Source organism: Methyloversatilis discipulorum, from assembly GCF_018780585.1.
GTDB classification, from domain to species: Bacteria; Pseudomonadota; Gammaproteobacteria; order Burkholderiales; family Rhodocyclaceae; genus Methyloversatilis; species Methyloversatilis discipulorum_B.
On the sequence record NZ_JADMJL010000019.1, the window covers coordinates 71304 to 89733 of the forward strand.

Sequence of the window (18430 nt, forward strand, 5' to 3'; positions counted from 1 at the left end):
CTCCTGTTTGTTGGATACGTGTGCCGCGCAAGGGGTGACTGCGCGCAGTCATGACTTCATGCGGCACAACGCAAATTCCGTTCCTTCCGCGGGAGCGAATCACCGTTGCGCTGTGCGAGGCGGCCCGGCGCGCAGTGGCCGAATGCTTCGCTCGCATCGAGCCTTGTTGGCGGTGGTTGATGTCATGCAGGGTGGTTGATCACAACCACCTGTGCTGACCGTCGTGTAGTCAACGCCGATGTCGTCGCGCGCGGGCGATCAGCAGCGGCAGGGCGCCCAGCCAGAGCAGTGCGGGCGCCGGTTCGGGCACCGGGCTGGCGCTCCAGACGGCGCTCTGGCCGGAGGTCGCCATCGTGCTGTCCAGCCATGCGCGATAGGCGCCGGGCTGCACGAAATAGGAGTGCTGCCCGTCGCTGGCCGAGGCGATGCCGATCAGCAGGCCCGTGCTGTCGTCGGCTTGGCCGGCGAACAGCGAACCGCCGCTGTCGCCGCCCTGCAGCAGCGCATTGCCGTTGGAGGTGGGGCCGACTGCGATGTACCAGACGGTCAGTTGCGTGCCGTTGTCGCCACCCGCGGTGTCGAAGGCGTCGACCAGCGTCGTGTAGGCCAGGCTCCTTTGTCCTCCATTGGCCGCGACCGCGGCGGTCGCCTCGGCGCCGGCCCTTGCCGAAGCTGAGTCGATCACCGTCGCATTGAGTGTCGGGAAGAGCGGCGCGTCGAGCGGTGTGGCGAGATGGAGCAGGGCGATGTCATGGCTCGGGAAGGCGGCGCCGGGCGCGACGTAGGCGGCGTCGATGACGGCGCTGCCATAGGCTGACTGGAAGGTGCTGCCACTGTGCGCGACATGGGCCGCGGTCAGCACCCAGCTCGGCGCGATCAGGATGCCGTCCAGGCCGTTGCTGCCGACCGTGCCGAGGTGGCCGAAGGCATTCGTAGGGCTGCCGCCGTTGAGGGCGTGCGAAGGCGCCGCCAGCAACAGGGCGGCGGAGAGAGCGAGTGCGTGCAGCAGGGATCGGTGCATCGTGGCCTCGGGGTGAGCGTGCGAAGGGCGTGCGGCTGCAAAGCAAAAAACCGGCCGCCGCCGCTGCGGGCGCGGCGACCGGACGCTGCGCTCAGCGCATGCGACGGCGTGCAGCGAAGCCGAGGACGCCGAGGCCGGCCAGGAACATCGCGTACTCGGACGGCTCCGGCACCGGGGCCAGTGTCGACGCCGCGAGGCGGGCACTGGCATAGGTCGGCACATAGCCCGTCACGTAGATGGAGTACTGAGTCTGGTCCTCTTCACCGCCCTCCCACAGGCGGATAGCTTCTTCGGCGGTCGTCCAGCCGTTGGCGCCGGTGATCTTGACCCAGTACCAGGCCGAGGTGCCCGGGCTGCTGCCGTCCGGGTCGTCCACGTTCACGTCGGTTTCGAAGCGCACCCAGTCGGCGTCGTAGGTACCAATGCCGGGCTCGTTCATGCCTTCGGCCGAGCGGCCGATCGAGCGTGCGTACTCGTCGGTGACCGGCCCGGTGATGTCGACCTTGGAATAGCCGCCCTGCACGCTGGCAGCCCCGGCGAAGCCGCTGCGGAAGGCGTCGTTCACCTCGAAGGCGAGACCGGTCGAATCCCACACGCTGGCATTCATGTCCAGCCGCATACCGAAAATGTAGGTGCCGGCCCCGTTGCCATAGACGCGGTCGGACAGGCTGCCGACCGTTGTCGTGCCGGCGGTCAGCGTGCGCGTGGTGCTGGTGAGCAGACTGAAGCCGGAGGTCGCAGTGGAGACCGAGCCGGCGCCGCAGGCGACGCTGGTCGAGTTGCCGGTGCCGCTGTCGCCGCACACCTGCATGATGGTGCCAGTCGATGGCAGCGATACGAAGGCGGCGTGCGAGGGGGCGGCGAGGCCGGCCAGGGCGAGTGCGCCGGCGGCGCAGATCAGGCGATGTTTCATGATGCTCTCCTTGGGTGGACAGGCTGTTGAAACGGGAACCGGATGGCCCCGATACGCTGATTTCTGTTGTGACGGAGGCCGACGGCAACGCCGCCGGCCGCGATCTGCGCTCAGTGGGTCGGAACGAAGCCGCTGAACCACAGCGAGGTCTGTTCCTGGCCCTCGCTCTCGCCGGCGTTCCACAGCCGGATCGCGTTGGCGCTCAGCTGGTAGCCACTGGCGGTGGTGCGGACGTAGTACCAGGCGGTGCGCACCTTGCCGGGCGAGCCGGTGTCGAGGGTTTCGTCCTCGTCCTCGCCGCCAGCGACCTCTTCCTCGTCGTCGTCGTCATCGCCGCCGCCTTCTTCCGGTATCTGGACGAAGAGCGGCGAGAAGAAGTCGACCACGCCGAGGTCGAAGGTCTTTTCGCCTTCATTCAGGCCGACGCTGGTGCGGCCGACCTGGTCGATCGCCTGGTCGCTGACCCGGGCGTTGCGCCAGCCCGCCGCCAGCGAGGCGCTGCCGGAGAAGCCGTAGCGGAAGATGTCATCGACTTCGAACGGGTAGCCGGTGCCCCAGTCGCTGTCGTTCAGGATGACGCGGGTGGCGAATACGTAGGTGTTGGAGAAAGGCTTCTTCCACACCCGGTCGAGCACCTTGCCCACCGTCACCGCGTTCACGACGATGTTGGTGCGCCGTGCGTTCAGCAGCAGATAGCCGCCTGGGTTGGAGCCGGGCCATGCATTCGTGCGGCAGGTGGGCGTCGGGTTGCACGAGGTCATGACCAGTGCGCCGGACATGTTCAGCGTGACGAAATCGGCCATCGCCGGTGCGGACAGCGCACCGCAGGCGAGCAGCAGGGCACCGGACAGCAAGGTTCTTCGCATCGTTATTCCTCCTGACTAGACATGGGCCGGCGCGCGGTCTGCCCGCCGGATCGGTGTCCGCTGCCTGCCGGAACCGTGATTGGCTCCGCCCTTCCCGTTGGCATGGACTTATGCAGACTAGGAGGTGAAACGGAAATTCTTCAGGGATGAATGCCCTGTTAAAGAGGGGAATTTCTCACTTTGAAAAACATTGCAAAACAATGACTTGAATATTGATTTCGCAAGCGCGAACAGTCTCCTCCCCGTCGCGCGAAGATGACTTTGGCGTGACCGCTGCCGGCGAGGCGCGGGGAGGGTCAGAGGTCCAGTCGATAGCTCATGCCCAGCCACACCGCGCGCGGTGCGCCCGGTGCGACCATGGTGGTGTTCAGCCAGTCGGCCGAGTTGTAGTTCCAGCCGCTTTCACCGATGGCGCCGTTCACGCTCGGCGCGAAGGGCGTGACGCCGAGGCGGCCGGCGGTGAAGTAGTCCTTGTCGAGCAGGTTGTTGATCTGCAGCATCGCGGTCCATCGACGATCGATCTTGTAGGTGGTCGTCAGGTTGAAGATGGCGTAGCCCGGCAGCTTGCCGCCGTAGCGAAAGGCGCGGCCGGGCGGTGTGGTGCTCTGGTTGATGACGGTGCAGGCGGGGTTGCCGCAGTAGAACGAGCCGGTTTCCTTGTCGGTGCCGCCCGTGGTGTGGTCGTTGTTCTCGTTGCCGCGCAGGAAGGACGGCGAGTGCGCGACCATGCCCAGCTTGAAATGCAGCTTTTCGGTCGCCTGATAGCCCAGGGTAAGGTTCATGTTGTGTTTCGACACGCCGGGCAGCGTATCGCCCGGTTCGACATGGATCATCTGGTAGGTGCCGTATCCGCTGTTCAGCGACGCACCGGGGCTGGGTATGGTGGCGTTCGGTCGCGAGTTCCGGTCGAAGTCCGCGCTGCTGTTGTGCGGGCTGTTCATGTAGAAATCGGATTCGAAGGTCGCTTCGGTGTAGGCGTAATTGACGCGGAAGTCGAACTTGTCGAGCTTGCCATTCACGCCCATTTCCAGACCCTGTCGGCGCGTGTTGCCTATCGTGTCGAAGTAGCTGCGGCTGGGCGACACGCCGATCATGTAGATGTCGTTGCTCAGATCGGTGCGGAAGGCGGTGATGTTCCAGCCTATGCCATTGTCCAGCGTGCCGCGGGCGCCGATCTCGTAGGAGTGCGAACGGATCTGCGGCAGGAAGGGGTCGCCCGACATCGTGTTCGGCAGATGGCAGACCGGCGCCACGGTGGCCGCCGGTATTTCGAAGCCACCGCGGATCACGGTCGAGCGGTCGATGGCGCAGCCGAGTTCGATCACCGACGGCACGCGTGCCCCGCGGCTGTAGTTGGCGAACAGGTTCACGTTCTCGCTCGGCAGCCAGCTCACACCGGCGGACGGGTTGAACGAGCGATAGATGTGCTTCTCCCGCTTTTCCGCGCGGGCGACGTCGGCCGGGTCGTAGGAAATCCACTCCGGGAAGTAGTGGCACTCGTCCGGGTAGTTGCCCCAGCACAGGATGGAGCTCTGTGCTGGCGGCGCGTTGTTCAGCTCGGTCAGTTCTCCGGTCGATGAACGGCCGCGCAGCCAGTTGTTCACCTTGGTCACGTTGTAGCGGGCGGCGAACGACAGATGCAGGTCGTCGCGCGGCGTCCATGTTTCGCTCAGGTAGAAACTGCGCGTTTTCGAACTGCCGCCGAAGTCGTTCACCTCGACCTCGTTGTGCGCGGCGTAGAAGCGCGGATCGATCTGGCCCTTCCCGTAGCCGACACTGCCGTAGTAGAAGTGGCGGTCGGCGTCGAGCAGGCCGAGGCGCTGGCTGCTGTAGTAGGTGGTGTCGCTGCGGTCGAGCGATGCGCCCACCATGAACTTGTGGCGCTCGAAGTTCCAGTTCAGCTGCAGAGACATGCCCTGGCCGGCCTGGTCGAGCGCGGTGCGCGTACCGCGTGCGATCGGCGTGCCGTCCACTACGCCCGGCCCGGTTGTATTGTTGGCGGCACCGTTGGCGCCGTTGCGCACCTGCCCGAAATTGGAATTGACGGGTGCTGCGTCACACGGCGCGTTCAGCGGAATGTTGTTGTCGGCGAAGTAGTCCTCGTCCAGATCGGCATAGGCGCAGTAGCGGTTGTACTGCGCGGTCACCGAGCGCCGGTCGTCCAGTTCCTCGAAACCTTCCTCGTCGATGTCGCCATTGAAGCCCGAGCGCTCGCTGTTGCGCCGGTAGCTCATCGCGGTGATGTTGAAGCTTTCCGAAACCTCGAACATGGCCGACCACTGGTACTGGTTCAGCTCGTTCTTCGTTTCGTCGGGCGAGCTGAACACCGATTCCGGCCGGCGCTGGTAGTCCTCCAGCGGGATGAGGCCGTTGCCGACGAGGTCGGTGTCGACCTTGAGCATGGAGAAACCCAGCAGCAGGCGGTCGATGGCGATCTCGTTCTTGACGAAGAGCTGGCGCAGCGCGCTCGGCGAGTTGTCGCGCCAGCCGTCCTCGGCGAAGCCGTGCAGCGCGACGAAGCCGGCGACCGGCCCCTTGCTGCCGCCGGCCGACAGCTGCACCTGGTTGCGCCCCCACGAGCCGCCGAGATACTTCGCCTCGACGCCGGGGTCGGTGAAGCCGCTCTTGGTGCGCATCGACAGCGCGCCGCCCAGCGTGTTGAGACCGAACAGCGGATTCGAACCCGGGAACACGTCGAAGCGCGACAGCGCGTTCATCGGGATCATGTCCCAGTTCACGACGTCACCAAAGGGCTCGTTCATGCGGATGCCATCGAGGAAGACCGACAGCCCCTGCGGCGTGCCCACCTGCGGGCCGGCGGTGAAACCGCGGAACTGCACGTCGACCTGGAAGGGGTTGCCCTGGTAGTCGTTGACGGTGACCGACTGCATCTGCGAATTCATCAGATCGGTCAGCGACAGGCTGTTGCTGTCGCGGATGTCCTTTGCCGTGATGCTCTGGACATTGGACGGGATTTCCTCCCGCGTCAGTCCGAGGCCGGGCATCGGGCCGATGTCCTGCGGCCGCCGTTCACGGATCAGGATGGGGTCGAGGATGATGGCGTCCGCCCCGGGTTCGGTTTCAGTGGCCGGCGCCGGCGGCCCTGCGACCTCGTCGGGCGGCGTCGGCGCCTGTGCCTGAGCGGCGTCGATGCAGAGCGCGGCCAGGCAGTACGCCGCGATACGCAGATTGAATTGCAACGGCTCCTCCTCCTGGCAGGCGCGGTGACCTGCTGCGAACGCCCTCGCCAGCCGGCGGGACGTTTTCCTTGTGTGCTGCCCGGCAGCGTCCGCGTGCGGGCGGGACTGCCGGGGCTGGAGGCCAGAAGCAAGGGCGGGGCCAGACGTGCGGGCGACCGGGCCCGGCCGCCGCACGCGTGCCGGTGGTCGTATCCGGTCCTGATCGTGGTGGTTGATATGCACCAGGGTGGTTGTTTGCCTTCGTCATGACCGGCGACGCATCGGGCATGTCGCACCGGGTGAGCGGGAAGGCATCGCCGGCATGCGGGGAGCACGGCGCGGAGTGATCGACCGCGCGGTGGCCGGCACGCTTCCTGCAGAAGGGCAGACCACGGCGGCTGCATCGCCGCACAACATTCACAGACAGGAGGATGGACATGCGACCCGTATTCAAGGCGCTGGCCGGTGTGCTGGCGTCGATGACGCTGGCTGGTGGCGCGCAGGCCAATATCGAATTCGTGTTCGATTACAGCCGTGACGGCAACGGCGTCATGACGAACGAAATGAAGGCGCTGCTCGAACAGGCGGCCGGCACGATCGAGGCGAGCATTTCCGACCAGCTGAGTGCGATCGCGCCGCAGGGCGACTTCGCGCCCAGCATCTTCTTCACGCCGCCGGACACCGGCACGTCGTCGCCGGCGGTCAACACCATCGGCGCCAACCAGATCTATGTCTACGTCGGTGGTCGATCGGCGCTCGGCGCGCCGCACCTGGCGCTCAGCGGCGCCGTGCGCAACGCGACGCGGCCGGCTTCGGTGCCGGCGAACGATCCCGCCTTCCTTGCCTACCGCGACGAACTGCGCAGCCGCGGCCAACCTGGCGCCATCGCCTCGACGCCGACCGACTATTCGCCCTGGGGCGGCTCGCTCGCCTTCGACAGCGAAGCCAGCTTCTACGTCGACGACGACATCTCGACGCTGGAGTCCTTCGAGGGCCAGTACGACTTCTACACCGTCGCGCTGCGCGGTCTGCTCGGCATCCTGGGTTACGGCGTCGGCGGTGCGGGCACCCCGGTGGCGTCCTACCACGCCAATGTCGACAGCGAGAACCTCACCTTCGTCGGCGCCAACGCACTGGCCGAGTACGGCGAGGGCGTGCCGGTGTACTACCGTTACGATGAGGAAAACGATCAGGAAATCATCGACGAGCGCTTCCTCGACGACAGCGTGGTCAGCACCGTCAATGGCGTGGCGCAGACCGCGCTGATGACGCAAACGCTGAATACCGGCGAGCGCCGCGCGCTTACTGCGCTCGATTACGCCATCCTGCGCGACATCGGCTGGCAGGCTGCACCGGTTCCGGAACCGGCTGAGTACGCGATGTTCCTCGCCGGGCTTGGCGTGCTGGCAGCGGTAGCGCGCAGGCGCAGGGCCTGAGATACCCGCCGGAATGAAAATGGCCTGCTTGCGCAGGCCATTTTTTTGTCCGCAAGCGGTCGGCTATCTACTGCAGCGAGCGGTAGTTGTGCATCACCTGCGGCACGTAGCGCTGCGTTTCGGCGTAGGGTGGAATGCGCCCGCCGTACTTCTGCACCGCGCCCTCGCCAGCGTTGTAGGCGGCCAGCGCCAGTTCGAGCTGGCCGTCGAAACGGGCCAGCAGGTCGCGCAGGTAGAGCGCGCCACCCAGCACGTTCTGGTCAGGGTCGAAGCGGTCGGCCACGCCATAGCGGCGGGCGGTGGCCGGCATCAGCTGCATCAGGCCGGCCGCGCCCTTGGGTGATACCGCCCGCGGGTTGTAGGCCGATTCGGCGCGGATGACCGCGTGCAGCAGGCTGGCGTCGACGCCAGCAACGCGTGCGGCGCGCTCGATGCGCGGCGCGTGCTGCTGGGCCGACGGATGCTCGGCGCGCGCCGCCGCTGCCACCGGCGCGGCCGCTGTGTCGCGCTCGCCGCGCAGCAGCAGCTCGAAGCCTTCACCGCCCGGCGCGTCGGTCAGCACCAGCGCGCCGTCGGCGTCCTCCTTCACATAGACGTCGGCCTGCGCTGCAGCGGCCCACAGCAGCGCGAGCAGCAGGAAAACGGAGCGGGCGGTCGTTGAAGTCATCTGCAGGAAATACGCGGGCGATAAAGTTGCGGGTATTGCAAGCATGCTGCGGAATGTTTTCAGCGATATTGAAATAAAGCGGAAAGCATCGGCCCTGTTTGCTTGATGCGGTCGATGCACGGCGACTAGACTCGGTACGATCATGACACGTCACATTACGGCTATGAACCGGATTTCTCAACGCGGCTTTACCCTGCTTGAACTGCTGGTGGTGATGGTCATCATCGGCCTGCTGGCCGGATACGTCGGCCCGCGCTTCTTCAGCCAGATCGGCAAGTCCGAGGTCAAGGCGGCGCGTGCGCAGATCGATGCGCTGGAAAAGGCGCTCGACCAGTTCCGGCTGGACAACGGGCGCTACCCGACCACCGAGGAGGGCCTGAAGGCACTGGTCGAGCGTCCGTCGACGACCAGCAAGTGGTCGGGCCCCTATCTGAAGAAGGCGGTTCCGCTCGACCCGTGGGAACGCCCCTATATATATAAGGCACCTGGCGAACACGGTGAGTACGATCTGAGCTCGCTGGGCAAGGACGGCCAGGCAGGCGGCACCGAAGAAGCCGCCGACATCACGAACTGGTGACATGCTTTTCCGCATTCGCGCACTCGACGTCACCAATCGCATCACGCAGCTGCAGGTCGAAGCGTCCGACGAAGCGTCGGCACGCGCACAGGTTCAGGCCGACGGCCTGACCGTGCTGTCGGCGGCGCGTGCGCACACGCTGTCCTTCAACCGGCAGCGCTTTCCGGTGCTGCTGTTCTGTCAGGAGCTGCTGGCGCTGCTGCGTTCGGGCCTGTCGCTGGTCGAAGGTCTCGAGGTGATGGCCGAGAAGGAGGGCCGCACACTGTCGCGCACCGTGCTGACCGCGTTGATCGACGCGCTGCGCCAGGGCAAGACGCTGTCGATGGCGATGTCCGCCCAGACCGCCATCTTTCCCGATCTGCTGGTGGCGATGATCCGTGCGTCCGAGCGCACCAGCGACCTCGATCAGGCGCTCGAACGCTATGTCGCCTACAGCGAACAGCTCGACAGCCTGCGCGGCAAGCTGGTCGCGGCGGCCACCTATCCGGTCATCCTGCTGGTGGTGGGCATGCTGGTGGTGCTTTTCCTGCTGGTGTTCGTGGTGCCGGAGTTCTCCAAAGTGTATGAAGATATTTCCACCGAACTGCCGCTGGCGTCGCAGTGGCTGCTCGCGTGGGGCCATTTCGTCAAGGCGAATTCGGCTTCGTTGGGGCTGGGCCTGCTCGTGGTGGTGATCGGCATCGCCTGGACGGTGCGTCAGCCGGCGTTCCGGCAGGGGCTGATGGCCCAGTTCGAGCGCGTGCCCGGCATCGGCAGCCGGATGCGGGTGTTCCGGCTGGCGCGCTTCTTCCGCACGGTGGGCATGCTGCTGCGCGGCGGCATTCCGGTCGTGCAGTCGCTCGAACTGGTGCGCGAACTGCTGCCGCTGCCGATGCAGCAGAGCCTGACGCGCGCATTGCTGTCGATACGCGAGGGCCGTGCCGCGTCGGACGCCTTCACCGAGGTCGGTCTGAGCACCGCGGTGGCGTCGCGCATGCTGCGCGTCGGTGAGCGCGCCGGCAATCTGGGCGACATGATGGAACGCATCGCAGCCTTCCACGACGAGGAAATGACGCGCTGGCTCGACCGCGCGACCCGGCTGTTCGGCCCCTTGCTGATGCTGGTGATCGGTCTGGCCATTGGCGGCGTCGTGGTGCTGATGTACCTGCCCATCTTCCAGCTGGCGGAGAGCCTGCAATGAGCGCGCTGCCCGCCAACGCGGTGCCGTCGCCGATTACAGGCGATCTGCTGACGCGCGCCCGCGTGCAGGCCGGGCGCGGCTCGGTCATGCAGGCCCTGATCGATCTGTCCGGCAGCACGCCTGACGACATGTGCGCCCGGGTCGCCGCCCAGCTCGGGCTGCGTCCGATGCACAGCGCTGACCTCAACGCGCTGACGATGACGCTGGGCGGCATCCGCTTTTCCGAGGCGCTGGCGCGCTCCGTGGTCGTGGCCACCGACGAGACGGGGGCACGCGTCGCCGTGGTCGCCGACCCCTACGACGCTGCGCTGCAGGACTGGCTGGCGGTTACGCTGCACGACAGCTTCGAGCTGCGCGTCGCCACGCGCGACGACATCACCGCCGCGCTGGCGCGGTTCGAGGAGAGCCAGCGTGCCTCAGCCGGGCTTCTGGACGAAGGCGAGCAGGTCAGCAGCAGTTCGGCCGAAGTGCTGTCGCTGGCGCGTATCGCCGACGACGCCAGTCCGGTCGTGCGGGTGGTCAATTCGACACTGTACGACGCGCTGAAGCAGGGCGCGTCCGACATCCACCTCGAATCCGTGCCGGCCGGCATGCAGGTGAAGTACCGGGTCGATGGCGTGATGGTGCGCGTCGGTCAGATCGCCGGCGCCGACACCGCCGAACAGGTCATTTCCCGCATCAAGGTACTCGCAGAACTGGACATCGCCGAGCGGCGCGTGCCGCAGGACGGCCGCTTCAAGGTGGCCTACGCCGGTCGTGACATCGATCTGCGGGTGTCCATCATGCCCAGCGTGCATGGCGAGGACGCGGTGCTGCGGGTGCTCGACAAGGAGCACCTGACCGAAGAACTGAAGGCGCTGACGCTGGAAAGCCTGGGCTTCGACGACATTGCGCGCGCTGCGCTGCGCAAGCTGGCGGCCGAACCTTACGGCATGCTGCTGGTGACCGGCCCGACCGGCTCCGGCAAGACCACCACGCTGTACGCGACCATCGGCGAGATCAACCACGGCCTGGACAAGATCATCACCATCGAGGACCCGGTCGAGTACCAGTTGCCCGGTGTGCTGCAGATTCCGGTGAACGAGAAAAAGGGACTCACCTTCGCGCGCGGCCTGCGCTCGGTGCTGCGGCACGACCCGGACAAGATCATGGTGGGCGAGATCCGCGACGGCGAAACCGCCGAGATCGCGGTGCAGGCAGCGCTGACCGGTCACCTGGTGCTGACCACGGTGCACGCCAACAACGTGTTCGACGTGATCGGCCGCTTCCTGCACATGGGCGTGGACCCCTACAACTTGGTATCCGCCCTGAACGGCATCGTCGCCCAGCGACTGCTGCGGCTGAACTGTCGCCACTGCGCGGCTCCGCAGGTGCCGGAAGCGGCGCAGCTGGAGGAATCCGGCCTGGCTGGTCTGATCGGCGCGGGCGGCTACGACTTCCGCGCCGGCACCGGTTGCGGCCATTGCCGGGGCACCGGCTACAAGGGCCGGCGAGCGATCGCCGAACTGCTGGTGCTGGACGACGAGCTGCGCGAGCTCATCGTTACCCGCGCCCCGATGCGACAACTGAAGGAGGCCGCGCGCGCGCGCGGCACGCGCACCCTGCGCGAAGCCGGTCTGGCCCTGGTGGCCAGCGGCGAAACCAGTCTGGCGGAATTGAACCGTGTCACTTTTGTCGTCTGAGGCGCTGACGCTCGAAGTCGGTCCGCACGGCGTATCGCTCGGCCGGCACGGCGTGGCGCAGATGCTGTCGCTGGACAATCTGGCCGCCTCGCTCGACGCCTTGCCGGCCGAGGCGACGCCGCGTCGCGCTGCGCTGCAGGTGACGGTGGACAATGCCTGGGCGCGCTGGCAGGTGATCGAGGTGCCGCCGGGCGTCGTCGGCCACGACGAGCAGCATGCGCTGGTGCGTGCCCGCATGATCGAGGTGTTCGGTAGCGCAGCCCAGGGCTGGGTGTTCAGCTGGGATGCACGGCCGGCGGCCAGCGTGCTCGCCTGCGCACTCGATGCCGCGCTGGTGCAGCGCCTGCAGGCCTGGTGTGCCGCGCGTAGCGTGAAGCTGAAGAGCATGCAGCCGGCCTGGCTGCGCGCCTACGCCGGGCTGCGCGGTGACGCAGCGACCGGCGGATTCGCCCAGTTGCGCCATGGCTGGCTGTGCATGGGCCTGTGGGCCGGTGGTCGTTGGCTGCACGTGCGCGGCGAGGCACTGGCCGATCCGGCCGCTATCGGCGCCGTGCTCGAGCGCCGGCTCAGCCTGTTCGACGGCGAACTGTCGGGCGGCCAGCTCTTCCTGCACGGCTCGCCGTCAGTGACCCTGCCGCGTGGCTGGCGCTGCGTGGCCGGAGGTGGCGCATGAGCAGGCGCCCGGCCGTTCCCGAAATCGATTTCGTCGCCCGTCGGCGTGCGCCCGGCTGGCTGGGCTGGCTGGCCCTCGCGCTCGGTTGCGCCGCGGCCGCCTTCGCTGCCGAGCGCTACGACACGCTGGGGGGGCTGGTCGAGGCGCAGCGCGCCGACAACCGTCGCGCCGCGCGCGCCGCCGAACAGGCGCGCGTACTGGCGCGACGCGACCAGGAGGACGCCGGTCTGCGCGCCCGACTGGACGTCGCACGCACGCTGTCGCTGCAGATGGCACGTGACTGGCAGCCACTGTTCGCCGACCTCGAAGCCCTCGCCGGACAGCACGCCGACGTCGCGCTGCTGTCGGTCGAACCGGACGCCGCGCGCGGACTGCTGCGCGTGACCGGCGAGGCGAAGGATCTGAATGCGCTGTTCGCCTACGCCGAATCCTTCGCCGACGCCTCGTCGCTGGCGGCGCCGCGCATCGAGGTGTTTGAATTCAAGCAGCGCGAGGGGGTGCAGGTGGTCGCCTTTTCGCTGCGTCTGAACTGGAGGCGCGCATGAAGCGGCTGCAGGCACATCTGGCTTACGCGCTGGCGCGCGCGGGCTGGGCGGGCGCCGTCGGCGTCGCGCTGCTGGCGTTCGCGCTGGCCATCCACTTCGGCGCGGCAGCGCCTCTGCAGGCCGAACTGGACACGCTCGAAGCCGAACACGAGGCGCTGGCCGAGCGGGTGGCGCAGGGCGTCAAGGTCGAATCGCCGCGCGAACAGCTGGCGCGTTTTGACGCGGCGCTGGTCGAGCGCAAGCGCCTGCCGTCGCTGCTGGCCGATCTGTCGAAGACGGCGACCGCCGGCAAGCTGGCGCTGGCGCGCGTCGAAAGCCGCGAGTCGCAGCCGCTCGGTTCGGGCTATGCGCGCCAGGAATACGTGTTCCCGCTGCGCGGCAGTTACCCGGCGCTGCGCGCCTGGCTGGCCGACATCCAGCGTCTGTCGCCAGCGGTGCTGGTGGACGATGTAGTGCTGCGCCGCGAAGACATCGCGCGCGATACGGTCGACGCCACGGTGCGCGTGTCGATCCTGATGAAGGACGCTTCATGAGCCGCGGCCTCGTCATTGCGTTGATCACAACGCTGATTGCAGTGTGGTACGCGGCCGGCATCGAGGACGATGCAGGCGACGCGGCCGGCCTGGTCGCGGAACCGCGCACCTCGCGCAGCACGGCGGTGGCGACTGCCCGCACGTCGGCGGTGGAGCAGGGGAACACGATCGCTGCGCTGCCGGTGCGGGCGGCAGCCGAGGTCGGGCATGACCTGTTCGCCGCGCACAGTTTCCTGCCGCCGCCTCCCAAGGTGAGCGTGCAGGCCGGACCGCCACCGGCACCGGTCGCGCCACCCTTGCCCTTCCGTTACCAGGGCCGGATGACCGAAGGTACGTCCACCGTCGTCTTCCTCGCCCAGGGGGAGCGCATGCTTGTCGCGCGCCAGGGCGATTTGCTGAACAACCAGTACCGCGTCGAATCGGTGAGCGCCAACGCCGTCACCTTCATGTTCGAGCCGCTAAAGCAGCGGCAGACCTTGTCCATCGGAAACGCCAAATGACTGCATTCCTCTCGCCCCGCATGCGTGCGGCCTTCCTGCTTTTCGCTGCAGTGCTTGCACTTGCGGGCTGTGCCACCAACAAGGCGTTCGAGGACGGCAAGCAGGCGCTGATGGCCGGCGACCAGGACCGCGCGCTCGGCCTGTTCGAGCAGGCGGCCAAGCAGTCTCCGGACAACGCCGAGATCCGCGCCACGCTGTACCGTCAGCGCGAAGTGGCCATCGCCCGCCAGCTGGCGCAGGCGGAGGCCGCGCGCATCGCCGGTAATCGAGAAGCCGCCGCCGCCGCACTTGACCGCGTGCTGGCGATGGACGCGCGCAATCCGCGCGCCATCTCGATGCGCGACCAGCTGCTGCGCGGCGTGCGTCACGACGCGATGGTGACCGAGGCGAATGCGATGTTCGTGCGCAAGGACGTGTCTGGCGCCGAAGCACGCGTGCGCAACGTGCTGGGGCAGGATGGCTCGCACGCCGGCGCGCGCGAGCTGCTGCGCCAGATCGAGGAGGCGCGGCCGAAGCAGCAGCAGCCGGCCGCGCTCGGCGACATGTTCCAAAAGACGGTGACACTGGAGTTCCGCGATACCTCGATGCGCAACGTGTTCGAGGCGATCGCCCGCTCGACCGGCATCAACTTCGTGTTCGACAAGGACGTGCGGCCCGACATCAAGGTGACGCTGTTCGTACGCAACACGACGGTGGCCGAAGTGATGCGCCTCATCCTGATCACCAACCAGCTCGAGCGCAGCGTGCTGTCGGAGAACACCGTACTCATCTATCCGAACACCGCGGCCAAGGTGCGCGAATACAAGGAGCTGATCACACGCACCTTCTTCCTCGTCAACGCCGAGGCGAAGCAGGTGCAGAACCTGATCAAGACCGTGATCAAGACCAAGGATATCTACATCGACGAACGGCTGAACGTGATCGTGATGAAGGACACCGTCGACGCGGTCCGACTGGCCGAACAGCTGGTCGAGTCGGTCGACGTGGCCGAGCCGGAAGTGATGCTGGAAGTCGAGGTGCTGGAAGTCAGCAGCAACAAGATGAAGGAACTGGGCATCGATTTCCCGGACCAGATCGGCTACGGCATCCTGACGCCCAATATCAGCAATTCAGTCAGCACCGCGGCGGGCATCACGACGACGACGACGCTGGGCGGCCAGTTGCTTCAGGGCAACATCAATCTGAAGGACACCAACGGGCTGGTCGTTCCCTACGTCAGCAATCCGGGGCTGATCCTGAACCTGAAGGCGACCGACGGCGCGGCCAATCTGCTCGCCAACCCGCGCATCCGCGTCAAGAACAAGGAAAAGGCCAAGGTGCACATCGGCGAGAAGCTGCCGGTGTTCACGACGACCTCGACCGCCAACGTCGGCGTGTCTGCGTCGGTCACCTATCTCGACGTCGGCCTGAAGCTCGACGTCGAGCCGCTGATCCACCCGGAGGACGACGTCGACATCAAGATGACGATGGAGGTGTCGAGCATCGTCAAGGAGGTGACCGGGCCGCAAAGCTCGCTCGCCTACCAGGTCGGCACGCGTTCGACCGCGACCTCGCTGCGTCTGAAGGACGGCGAGACGCAGATCCTCGCCGGCCTGATTTCCGACGAAGAGCGCACCAGCGCGTCGCGCCTGCCGGGCCTGGGTCACCTGCCGCTGATCGGCAAGCTGTTCTCGAGCGAGCGCGGCAGCAACAACAAGACCGAAATCGTCCTGCTGATCACGCCGCGCATCGTGCGCAATCTGAGCCGCCCGGCGCACATCGCGCCCGCTTTGCCGGCTGGTACCGAGGCGGCGGTGGGTGCTGCGTCGCTGTCGATCCGGCAGTCGGGCAAGGATCAGGGCATGCGCCTGTCGAGTTCGGGCGGCGGTGTTGCGCCGGCTGCCGGTGCGGTGCAGTTCGCGTCGCCGTCGCGTGCGGTTCAGCCGGAACCGGCGCCGGCGCCGGAGCCAGAGGACGAGGCGGGCGGTGCCGAACTGCGCATGCAGTCGTCGGGCGAGGTGACCGCGGGTGGCGAGGCGGGTGTGATCGTGTCGATGACCGCGGGCGCAGGCGTGCGCAACGCGACGATAGAGATCGTCTATGACCCGAACGTGCTGACTGCGCTCGGAACGGTGACCGCCCCTGGGCGCGCTGCGGTGACCTTGTCGGCTGCAGGACCGGGGCAGGAGGCGCGCGCCGAACTGCGCTTCCGCGCGGCACCGAACGCGCCGGCAGGCGCCAGCAGCGTGCAGGTGGGCAATGTGGTGGCGCTGGGTGCGGACGGCAATCCGCTGCAGATCAATGCACCGTCGCCGGTGGATATCGTGATCCGCCCGTAAGCCGAACGCGTCGCCGATACGGCGACGTGCGCGCAAAAGAAAAGGGGAAGGCGGTCTGCCTTCCCCTTGTCGGTATCGCGCTCCGCGAAGGCTGTATCAGCCGGCCTTGCGGTGCGCGCGGGCTTCCTTTTTCAGACGCTTGAACGTATCCGGATCGGTTGCGCGCAGGTATTCGACGACTTCGACGTCTTCGCGACGGATCTTGCTGATGTCGATCTGCTCGACGTGCACCAGACGCAGCAGCGCTTGCACGGGCTTAGGCATGTTGCGGCCGCTTTCGTAGCGGGAGCCGCCGCTTTGCGTCACGCCGAGGCGCGACCAGAATTGCGATTGGTTCATGCCCAGCTTCTTGCGGATTTCACGTGCGTCGATGGTATCGGTTGCTTTCATGCTCGTTGTCCTTGATGAGTTGAACATCGAAACTTCGGTGCCGGGATCCTTGAAAATCCGGTGCCTGGCTGCCTGCCGCTTCGCATAGCTGCTTACTCCCGTGCCTATAACTAAAGTCATAGACAAAACCCAGTATAAATGATCACAACGTCCTGCACCAAACAGCTTTGCATATGTTTGCAAGTCGCTTGGTATTGTCGTGGACATCGTTTTTCGCCAGACGTTTCGCGCAGACTTCCGGTGCCCTGAACGTGAAAAACCGACGCGCCATGTCGCCGCGGGCGGATCAGTTACAATCGCGGGTTTTCGTACAACGTCCCGGAAGTTCAGATGGCTCTCATCGTCCAGAAATACGGCGGCACCTCGGTCGGCAAGCCCGACCGCATCAAGAGCGTTGCCCGCCGGGTCGCCGGCTACGTCGCCCGCGGCCACAAGATGGTCATCGTGGTGTCGGCCATGAGCGGCGAAACCAACCGCCTGCTGGGCCTTGCCAAGGAGATTTCGCCGACGCCCGATCCGCGCGAGCTCGACGTGATCGCCTCCACCGGCGAGCAGGTCACCATCGGCCTGCTGTCGATGGCGCTGAAGGATCTCGGCCTGAAGGCGCGCAGCTATACCGGTGGCCAGGTGCGCATCCTGACCGACGACGCGCACACCAAGGCGCGCATCCTGTCGATCGACGAACACAATATCCGCCGCGACCTCGATGAAGGTCACGTCGTCGTCGTCGCCGGCTTCCAGGGCGTGGACGAGAAGGGCAACATCACGACTCTCGGCCGCGGTGGTTCCGACACCACCGGCGTTGCGCTGGCCGCCGCGCTTGGCGCCGACGAGTGCCAGATCTACACCGACGTCGATGGTGTGTACACCACCGACCCGCGCATCGTGCCGGAAGCCCGTCGCCTCGACCGCATCACCTTCGAGGAAATGCTCGAGATGGCGAGCCTGGGCTCGAAGGTGCTGCAGATCCGCTCGGTCGAGTTCGCAGGCAAGTACAAGGTCAAGCTGCGCGTGCTGTCCAGTTTCGAGGACGAGGGTCACGAAGGCCCGGGCACGCTGATTACTGTCGAGGAAGACGTCAATATGGAACAACCCATCATCTCCGGCATCGCCTTCAACCGCGACGAAGCCAAACTGACCGTGCTCGGCGTGCCGGATCGTCCGGGCATTGCCTACCAGATTCTGGGACCGATTGCCGACGCCAACATCGACGTCGATATGATCATCCAGAACGTCGGTCACGACGGCTCGACCGATTTCTCGTTCACGGTGAATCGCGGCGAGTTCGCGCGGGCGATGGAGATCCTCGAAAGCGTTCGCCAGCACATCGGTGCGCGCGAGATCAAGGGCGACAACCGGATCTGCAAGGTGTCGGCGGTCGGTGTCGGCATGCGCTCGCACCCGGGTGTGGCCAGCAAGATGTTCCGCACGCTGGCGGAAGAGGGCATCAACATCCAGATGATTTCGACGTCCGAAATCAAGGTGTCGGTGGTGCTCGACGAGAAGTACCTCGAACTCGCCGTGCGCGTTCTGCACCGCGCGTTCGAACTCGATCAGCCGGCGCAGTAATCAGCCGGAATAAATCGCGCGCGGGTTTGACCGGAGCGGGGCTTACCGGTATGATTCGCGCGCTTTTGCAGTACCGGAGAGGTGGCCGAGAGGTCGAAGGCACTCCCCTGCTAAGGGAGCATACGGGCCAAAACCTGTATCGAGGGTTCGAATCCCTCCCTCTCCGCCAAGCAACCATTGCTTCATGAAATGGTTGCAGTATTGAAAAAATGTGCTATAGTTTTGCCTCTCTGCAGCGCGCCCGTAGCTCAGCTGGATAGAGTACTTGGCTACGAACCAAGGGGTCGGGCGTTCGAATCGCTCCGGGCGCGCCAATTTACCGCAGGGAAACAAAGAGATAGGCCAGTCGATTGACTGGCCTTTTTCTTATGTTCTTCACTT

At 66.1% G+C, this 18430-nt stretch carries 16 protein-coding genes and 2 tRNA genes; 12 read left to right on the forward strand and 6 right to left on the reverse strand.

Translation table 11 applies throughout. The annotated features are described in order from the left end of the window. Nucleotides 1–229: 229 nt before the first annotated feature. From IV112_RS09615 to IV112_RS09630, 4 genes are all read right to left on the reverse strand, one after another. Nucleotides 230–1021 (reverse strand): trypsin-like serine protease, encoded by a 792-nt coding sequence (locus IV112_RS09615; protein WP_304003226.1) that lies wholly within the window; start codon nucleotides 1019–1021, stop codon nucleotides 230–232. Nucleotides 1022–1112: 91 nt separating this feature from the next. Next, nucleotides 1113–1934 (reverse strand): FxDxF family PEP-CTERM protein, encoded by an 822-nt coding sequence (locus IV112_RS09620; RefSeq protein ID WP_304003227.1) that lies wholly within the window; start codon nucleotides 1932–1934, stop codon nucleotides 1113–1115. Between the two features lie 110 nt (nucleotides 1935–2044). Then, nucleotides 2045–2800 carry a hypothetical protein gene (locus tag IV112_RS09625; protein ID WP_304003228.1) on the reverse strand — a complete coding sequence of 252 codons (756 nt, stop codon included), beginning with the start codon at nucleotides 2798–2800 and terminating at the stop codon, nucleotides 2045–2047. Between the two features lie 296 nt (nucleotides 2801–3096). Then, the gene (locus IV112_RS09630; RefSeq protein ID WP_304003229.1) at nucleotides 3097–6000 is read right to left on the reverse strand and encodes a TonB-dependent receptor; all 2904 of its coding nucleotides are present in this window, start codon (nucleotides 5998–6000) and stop codon (nucleotides 3097–3099) included. A 416-nt stretch (nucleotides 6001–6416) separates the two neighbouring features. Here IV112_RS09630 and IV112_RS09635 point away from each other — a divergent pair, with 416 nt between their 5' ends. Further along, nucleotides 6417–7415: a PEP-CTERM sorting domain-containing protein gene (locus IV112_RS09635; RefSeq protein WP_304003231.1), complete on the forward strand. Its 999-nt coding sequence runs from the start codon at nucleotides 6417–6419 to the stop codon at nucleotides 7413–7415. A 67-nt stretch (nucleotides 7416–7482) separates the two neighbouring features. Here the strand turns inward: IV112_RS09635 and IV112_RS09640 are convergent, their stop codons facing one another. Then, on the reverse strand, nucleotides 7483–8082 hold the full coding sequence (locus IV112_RS09640; RefSeq protein ID WP_304003232.1) for a lytic transglycosylase domain-containing protein: 600 nt from the start codon (nucleotides 8080–8082) through the stop codon (nucleotides 7483–7485). A gap of 163 nt (nucleotides 8083–8245) precedes the next feature. On the opposite strand from IV112_RS09640, the gene gspG reads away from it, so the two are divergent. Genes gspG through IV112_RS09680 form a run of 8 tightly spaced genes read left to right on the forward strand, consistent with a single transcriptional unit; the run spans nucleotide 8246 to nucleotide 16090 of the window. Beyond that, entirely contained in the window at nucleotides 8246–8659 is a 414-nt protein-coding gene (gene gspG, locus IV112_RS09645) for a type II secretion system major pseudopilin GspG (RefSeq protein WP_020164955.1), read from the forward strand. A 1-nt stretch (nucleotide 8660) separates the two neighbouring features. Next, on the forward strand, nucleotides 8661–9839 hold the full coding sequence (locus tag IV112_RS09650) for a type II secretion system F family protein (protein ID WP_304003233.1): 1179 nt from the start codon (nucleotides 8661–8663) through the stop codon (nucleotides 9837–9839). Beyond that, the gene (locus IV112_RS09655) at nucleotides 9836–11521 is read left to right on the forward strand and encodes a GspE/PulE family protein (protein WP_304003234.1); all 1686 of its coding nucleotides are present in this window, start codon (nucleotides 9836–9838) and stop codon (nucleotides 11519–11521) included. The genes IV112_RS09650 and IV112_RS09655 overlap by 4 nt, the downstream gene beginning before the upstream one ends. Beyond that, nucleotides 11502–12194 carry a hypothetical protein gene (locus tag IV112_RS09660; protein ID WP_304003235.1) on the forward strand — a complete coding sequence of 231 codons (693 nt, stop codon included), beginning with the start codon at nucleotides 11502–11504 and terminating at the stop codon, nucleotides 12192–12194. Before IV112_RS09655 ends, IV112_RS09660 begins: the two co-directional genes overlap by 20 nt. Further along, nucleotides 12191–12739 (forward strand): hypothetical protein, encoded by a 549-nt coding sequence (locus IV112_RS09665; protein ID WP_304003236.1) that lies wholly within the window; start codon nucleotides 12191–12193, stop codon nucleotides 12737–12739. Before IV112_RS09660 ends, IV112_RS09665 begins: the two co-directional genes overlap by 4 nt. Further along, the gene (pilO, locus tag IV112_RS09670; protein WP_304003237.1) at nucleotides 12736–13272 is read left to right on the forward strand and encodes a type 4a pilus biogenesis protein PilO; all 537 of its coding nucleotides are present in this window, start codon (nucleotides 12736–12738) and stop codon (nucleotides 13270–13272) included. The genes IV112_RS09665 and pilO overlap by 4 nt, the downstream gene beginning before the upstream one ends. Beyond that, nucleotides 13269–13772 (forward strand): hypothetical protein, encoded by a 504-nt coding sequence (locus IV112_RS09675; protein WP_304003238.1) that lies wholly within the window; start codon nucleotides 13269–13271, stop codon nucleotides 13770–13772. Before pilO ends, IV112_RS09675 begins: the two co-directional genes overlap by 4 nt. Further along, nucleotides 13769–16090 (forward strand): secretin N-terminal domain-containing protein, encoded by a 2322-nt coding sequence (locus IV112_RS09680; RefSeq protein ID WP_304003239.1) that lies wholly within the window; start codon nucleotides 13769–13771, stop codon nucleotides 16088–16090. Before IV112_RS09675 ends, IV112_RS09680 begins: the two co-directional genes overlap by 4 nt. A gap of 96 nt (nucleotides 16091–16186) precedes the next feature. Here the strand turns inward: IV112_RS09680 and IV112_RS09685 are convergent, their stop codons facing one another. Then, nucleotides 16187–16480: a helix-turn-helix domain-containing protein gene (locus IV112_RS09685; RefSeq protein WP_019917961.1), complete on the reverse strand. Its 294-nt coding sequence runs from the start codon at nucleotides 16478–16480 to the stop codon at nucleotides 16187–16189. 330 nt (nucleotides 16481–16810) lie between these two features. Between IV112_RS09685 and IV112_RS09690 the strand changes: the two genes are divergently transcribed. The 3 genes from IV112_RS09690 (at nucleotide 16811) to IV112_RS09700 (ending at nucleotide 18363) form a co-directional block, all read left to right on the forward strand. Then, the gene (locus IV112_RS09690) at nucleotides 16811–18049 is read left to right on the forward strand and encodes an aspartate kinase (RefSeq protein ID WP_304003241.1); all 1239 of its coding nucleotides are present in this window, start codon (nucleotides 16811–16813) and stop codon (nucleotides 18047–18049) included. Between the two features lie 75 nt (nucleotides 18050–18124). Beyond that, nucleotides 18125–18218 (forward strand) — tRNA-Ser (locus IV112_RS09695). Nucleotides 18219–18286: 68 nt separating this feature from the next. Beyond that, nucleotides 18287–18363: transfer RNA gene (locus IV112_RS09700), tRNA-Arg, on the forward strand. Nucleotides 18364–18430 lie beyond the last annotated feature (67 nt).

Excerpts from the sequence above, each read along its gene's own strand:
- IV112_RS09615 (WP_304003226.1), bottom strand. The coding sequence starts at position 1,021 with ATGCACCGATCCCTGCTGCACGCACTCGCTCTCTCCGCCGCCCTGTTG.
- IV112_RS09620 (WP_304003227.1), bottom strand. The coding sequence starts at position 1,934 with ATGAAACATCGCCTGATCTGCGCCGCCGGCGCACTCGCCCTGGCCGGC.
- IV112_RS09625 (WP_304003228.1), bottom strand. The coding sequence starts at position 2,800 with ATGCGAAGAACCTTGCTGTCCGGTGCCCTGCTGCTCGCCTGCGGTGCG.
- IV112_RS09635 (WP_304003231.1), top strand. The coding sequence starts at position 6,417 with ATGCGACCCGTATTCAAGGCGCTGGCCGGTGTGCTGGCGTCGATGACG.
- IV112_RS09640 (WP_304003232.1), bottom strand. The coding sequence starts at position 8,082 with ATGACTTCAACGACCGCCCGCTCCGTTTTCCTGCTGCTCGCGCTGCTG.
- gspG (WP_020164955.1), top strand. The coding sequence starts at position 8,246 with ATGAACCGGATTTCTCAACGCGGCTTTACCCTGCTTGAACTGCTGGTG.
- IV112_RS09650 (WP_304003233.1), top strand. The coding sequence starts at position 8,661 with ATGCTTTTCCGCATTCGCGCACTCGACGTCACCAATCGCATCACGCAG.
- IV112_RS09655 (WP_304003234.1), top strand. The coding sequence starts at position 9,836 with ATGAGCGCGCTGCCCGCCAACGCGGTGCCGTCGCCGATTACAGGCGAT.
- IV112_RS09665 (WP_304003236.1), top strand. The coding sequence starts at position 12,191 with ATGAGCAGGCGCCCGGCCGTTCCCGAAATCGATTTCGTCGCCCGTCGG.
- pilO (WP_304003237.1), top strand. The coding sequence starts at position 12,736 with ATGAAGCGGCTGCAGGCACATCTGGCTTACGCGCTGGCGCGCGCGGGC.
- IV112_RS09675 (WP_304003238.1), top strand. The coding sequence starts at position 13,269 with ATGAGCCGCGGCCTCGTCATTGCGTTGATCACAACGCTGATTGCAGTG.
- IV112_RS09680 (WP_304003239.1), top strand. The coding sequence starts at position 13,769 with ATGACTGCATTCCTCTCGCCCCGCATGCGTGCGGCCTTCCTGCTTTTC.
- IV112_RS09685 (WP_019917961.1), bottom strand. The coding sequence starts at position 16,480 with ATGAAAGCAACCGATACCATCGACGCACGTGAAATCCGCAAGAAGCTG.
- IV112_RS09690 (WP_304003241.1), top strand. The coding sequence starts at position 16,811 with ATGGCTCTCATCGTCCAGAAATACGGCGGCACCTCGGTCGGCAAGCCC.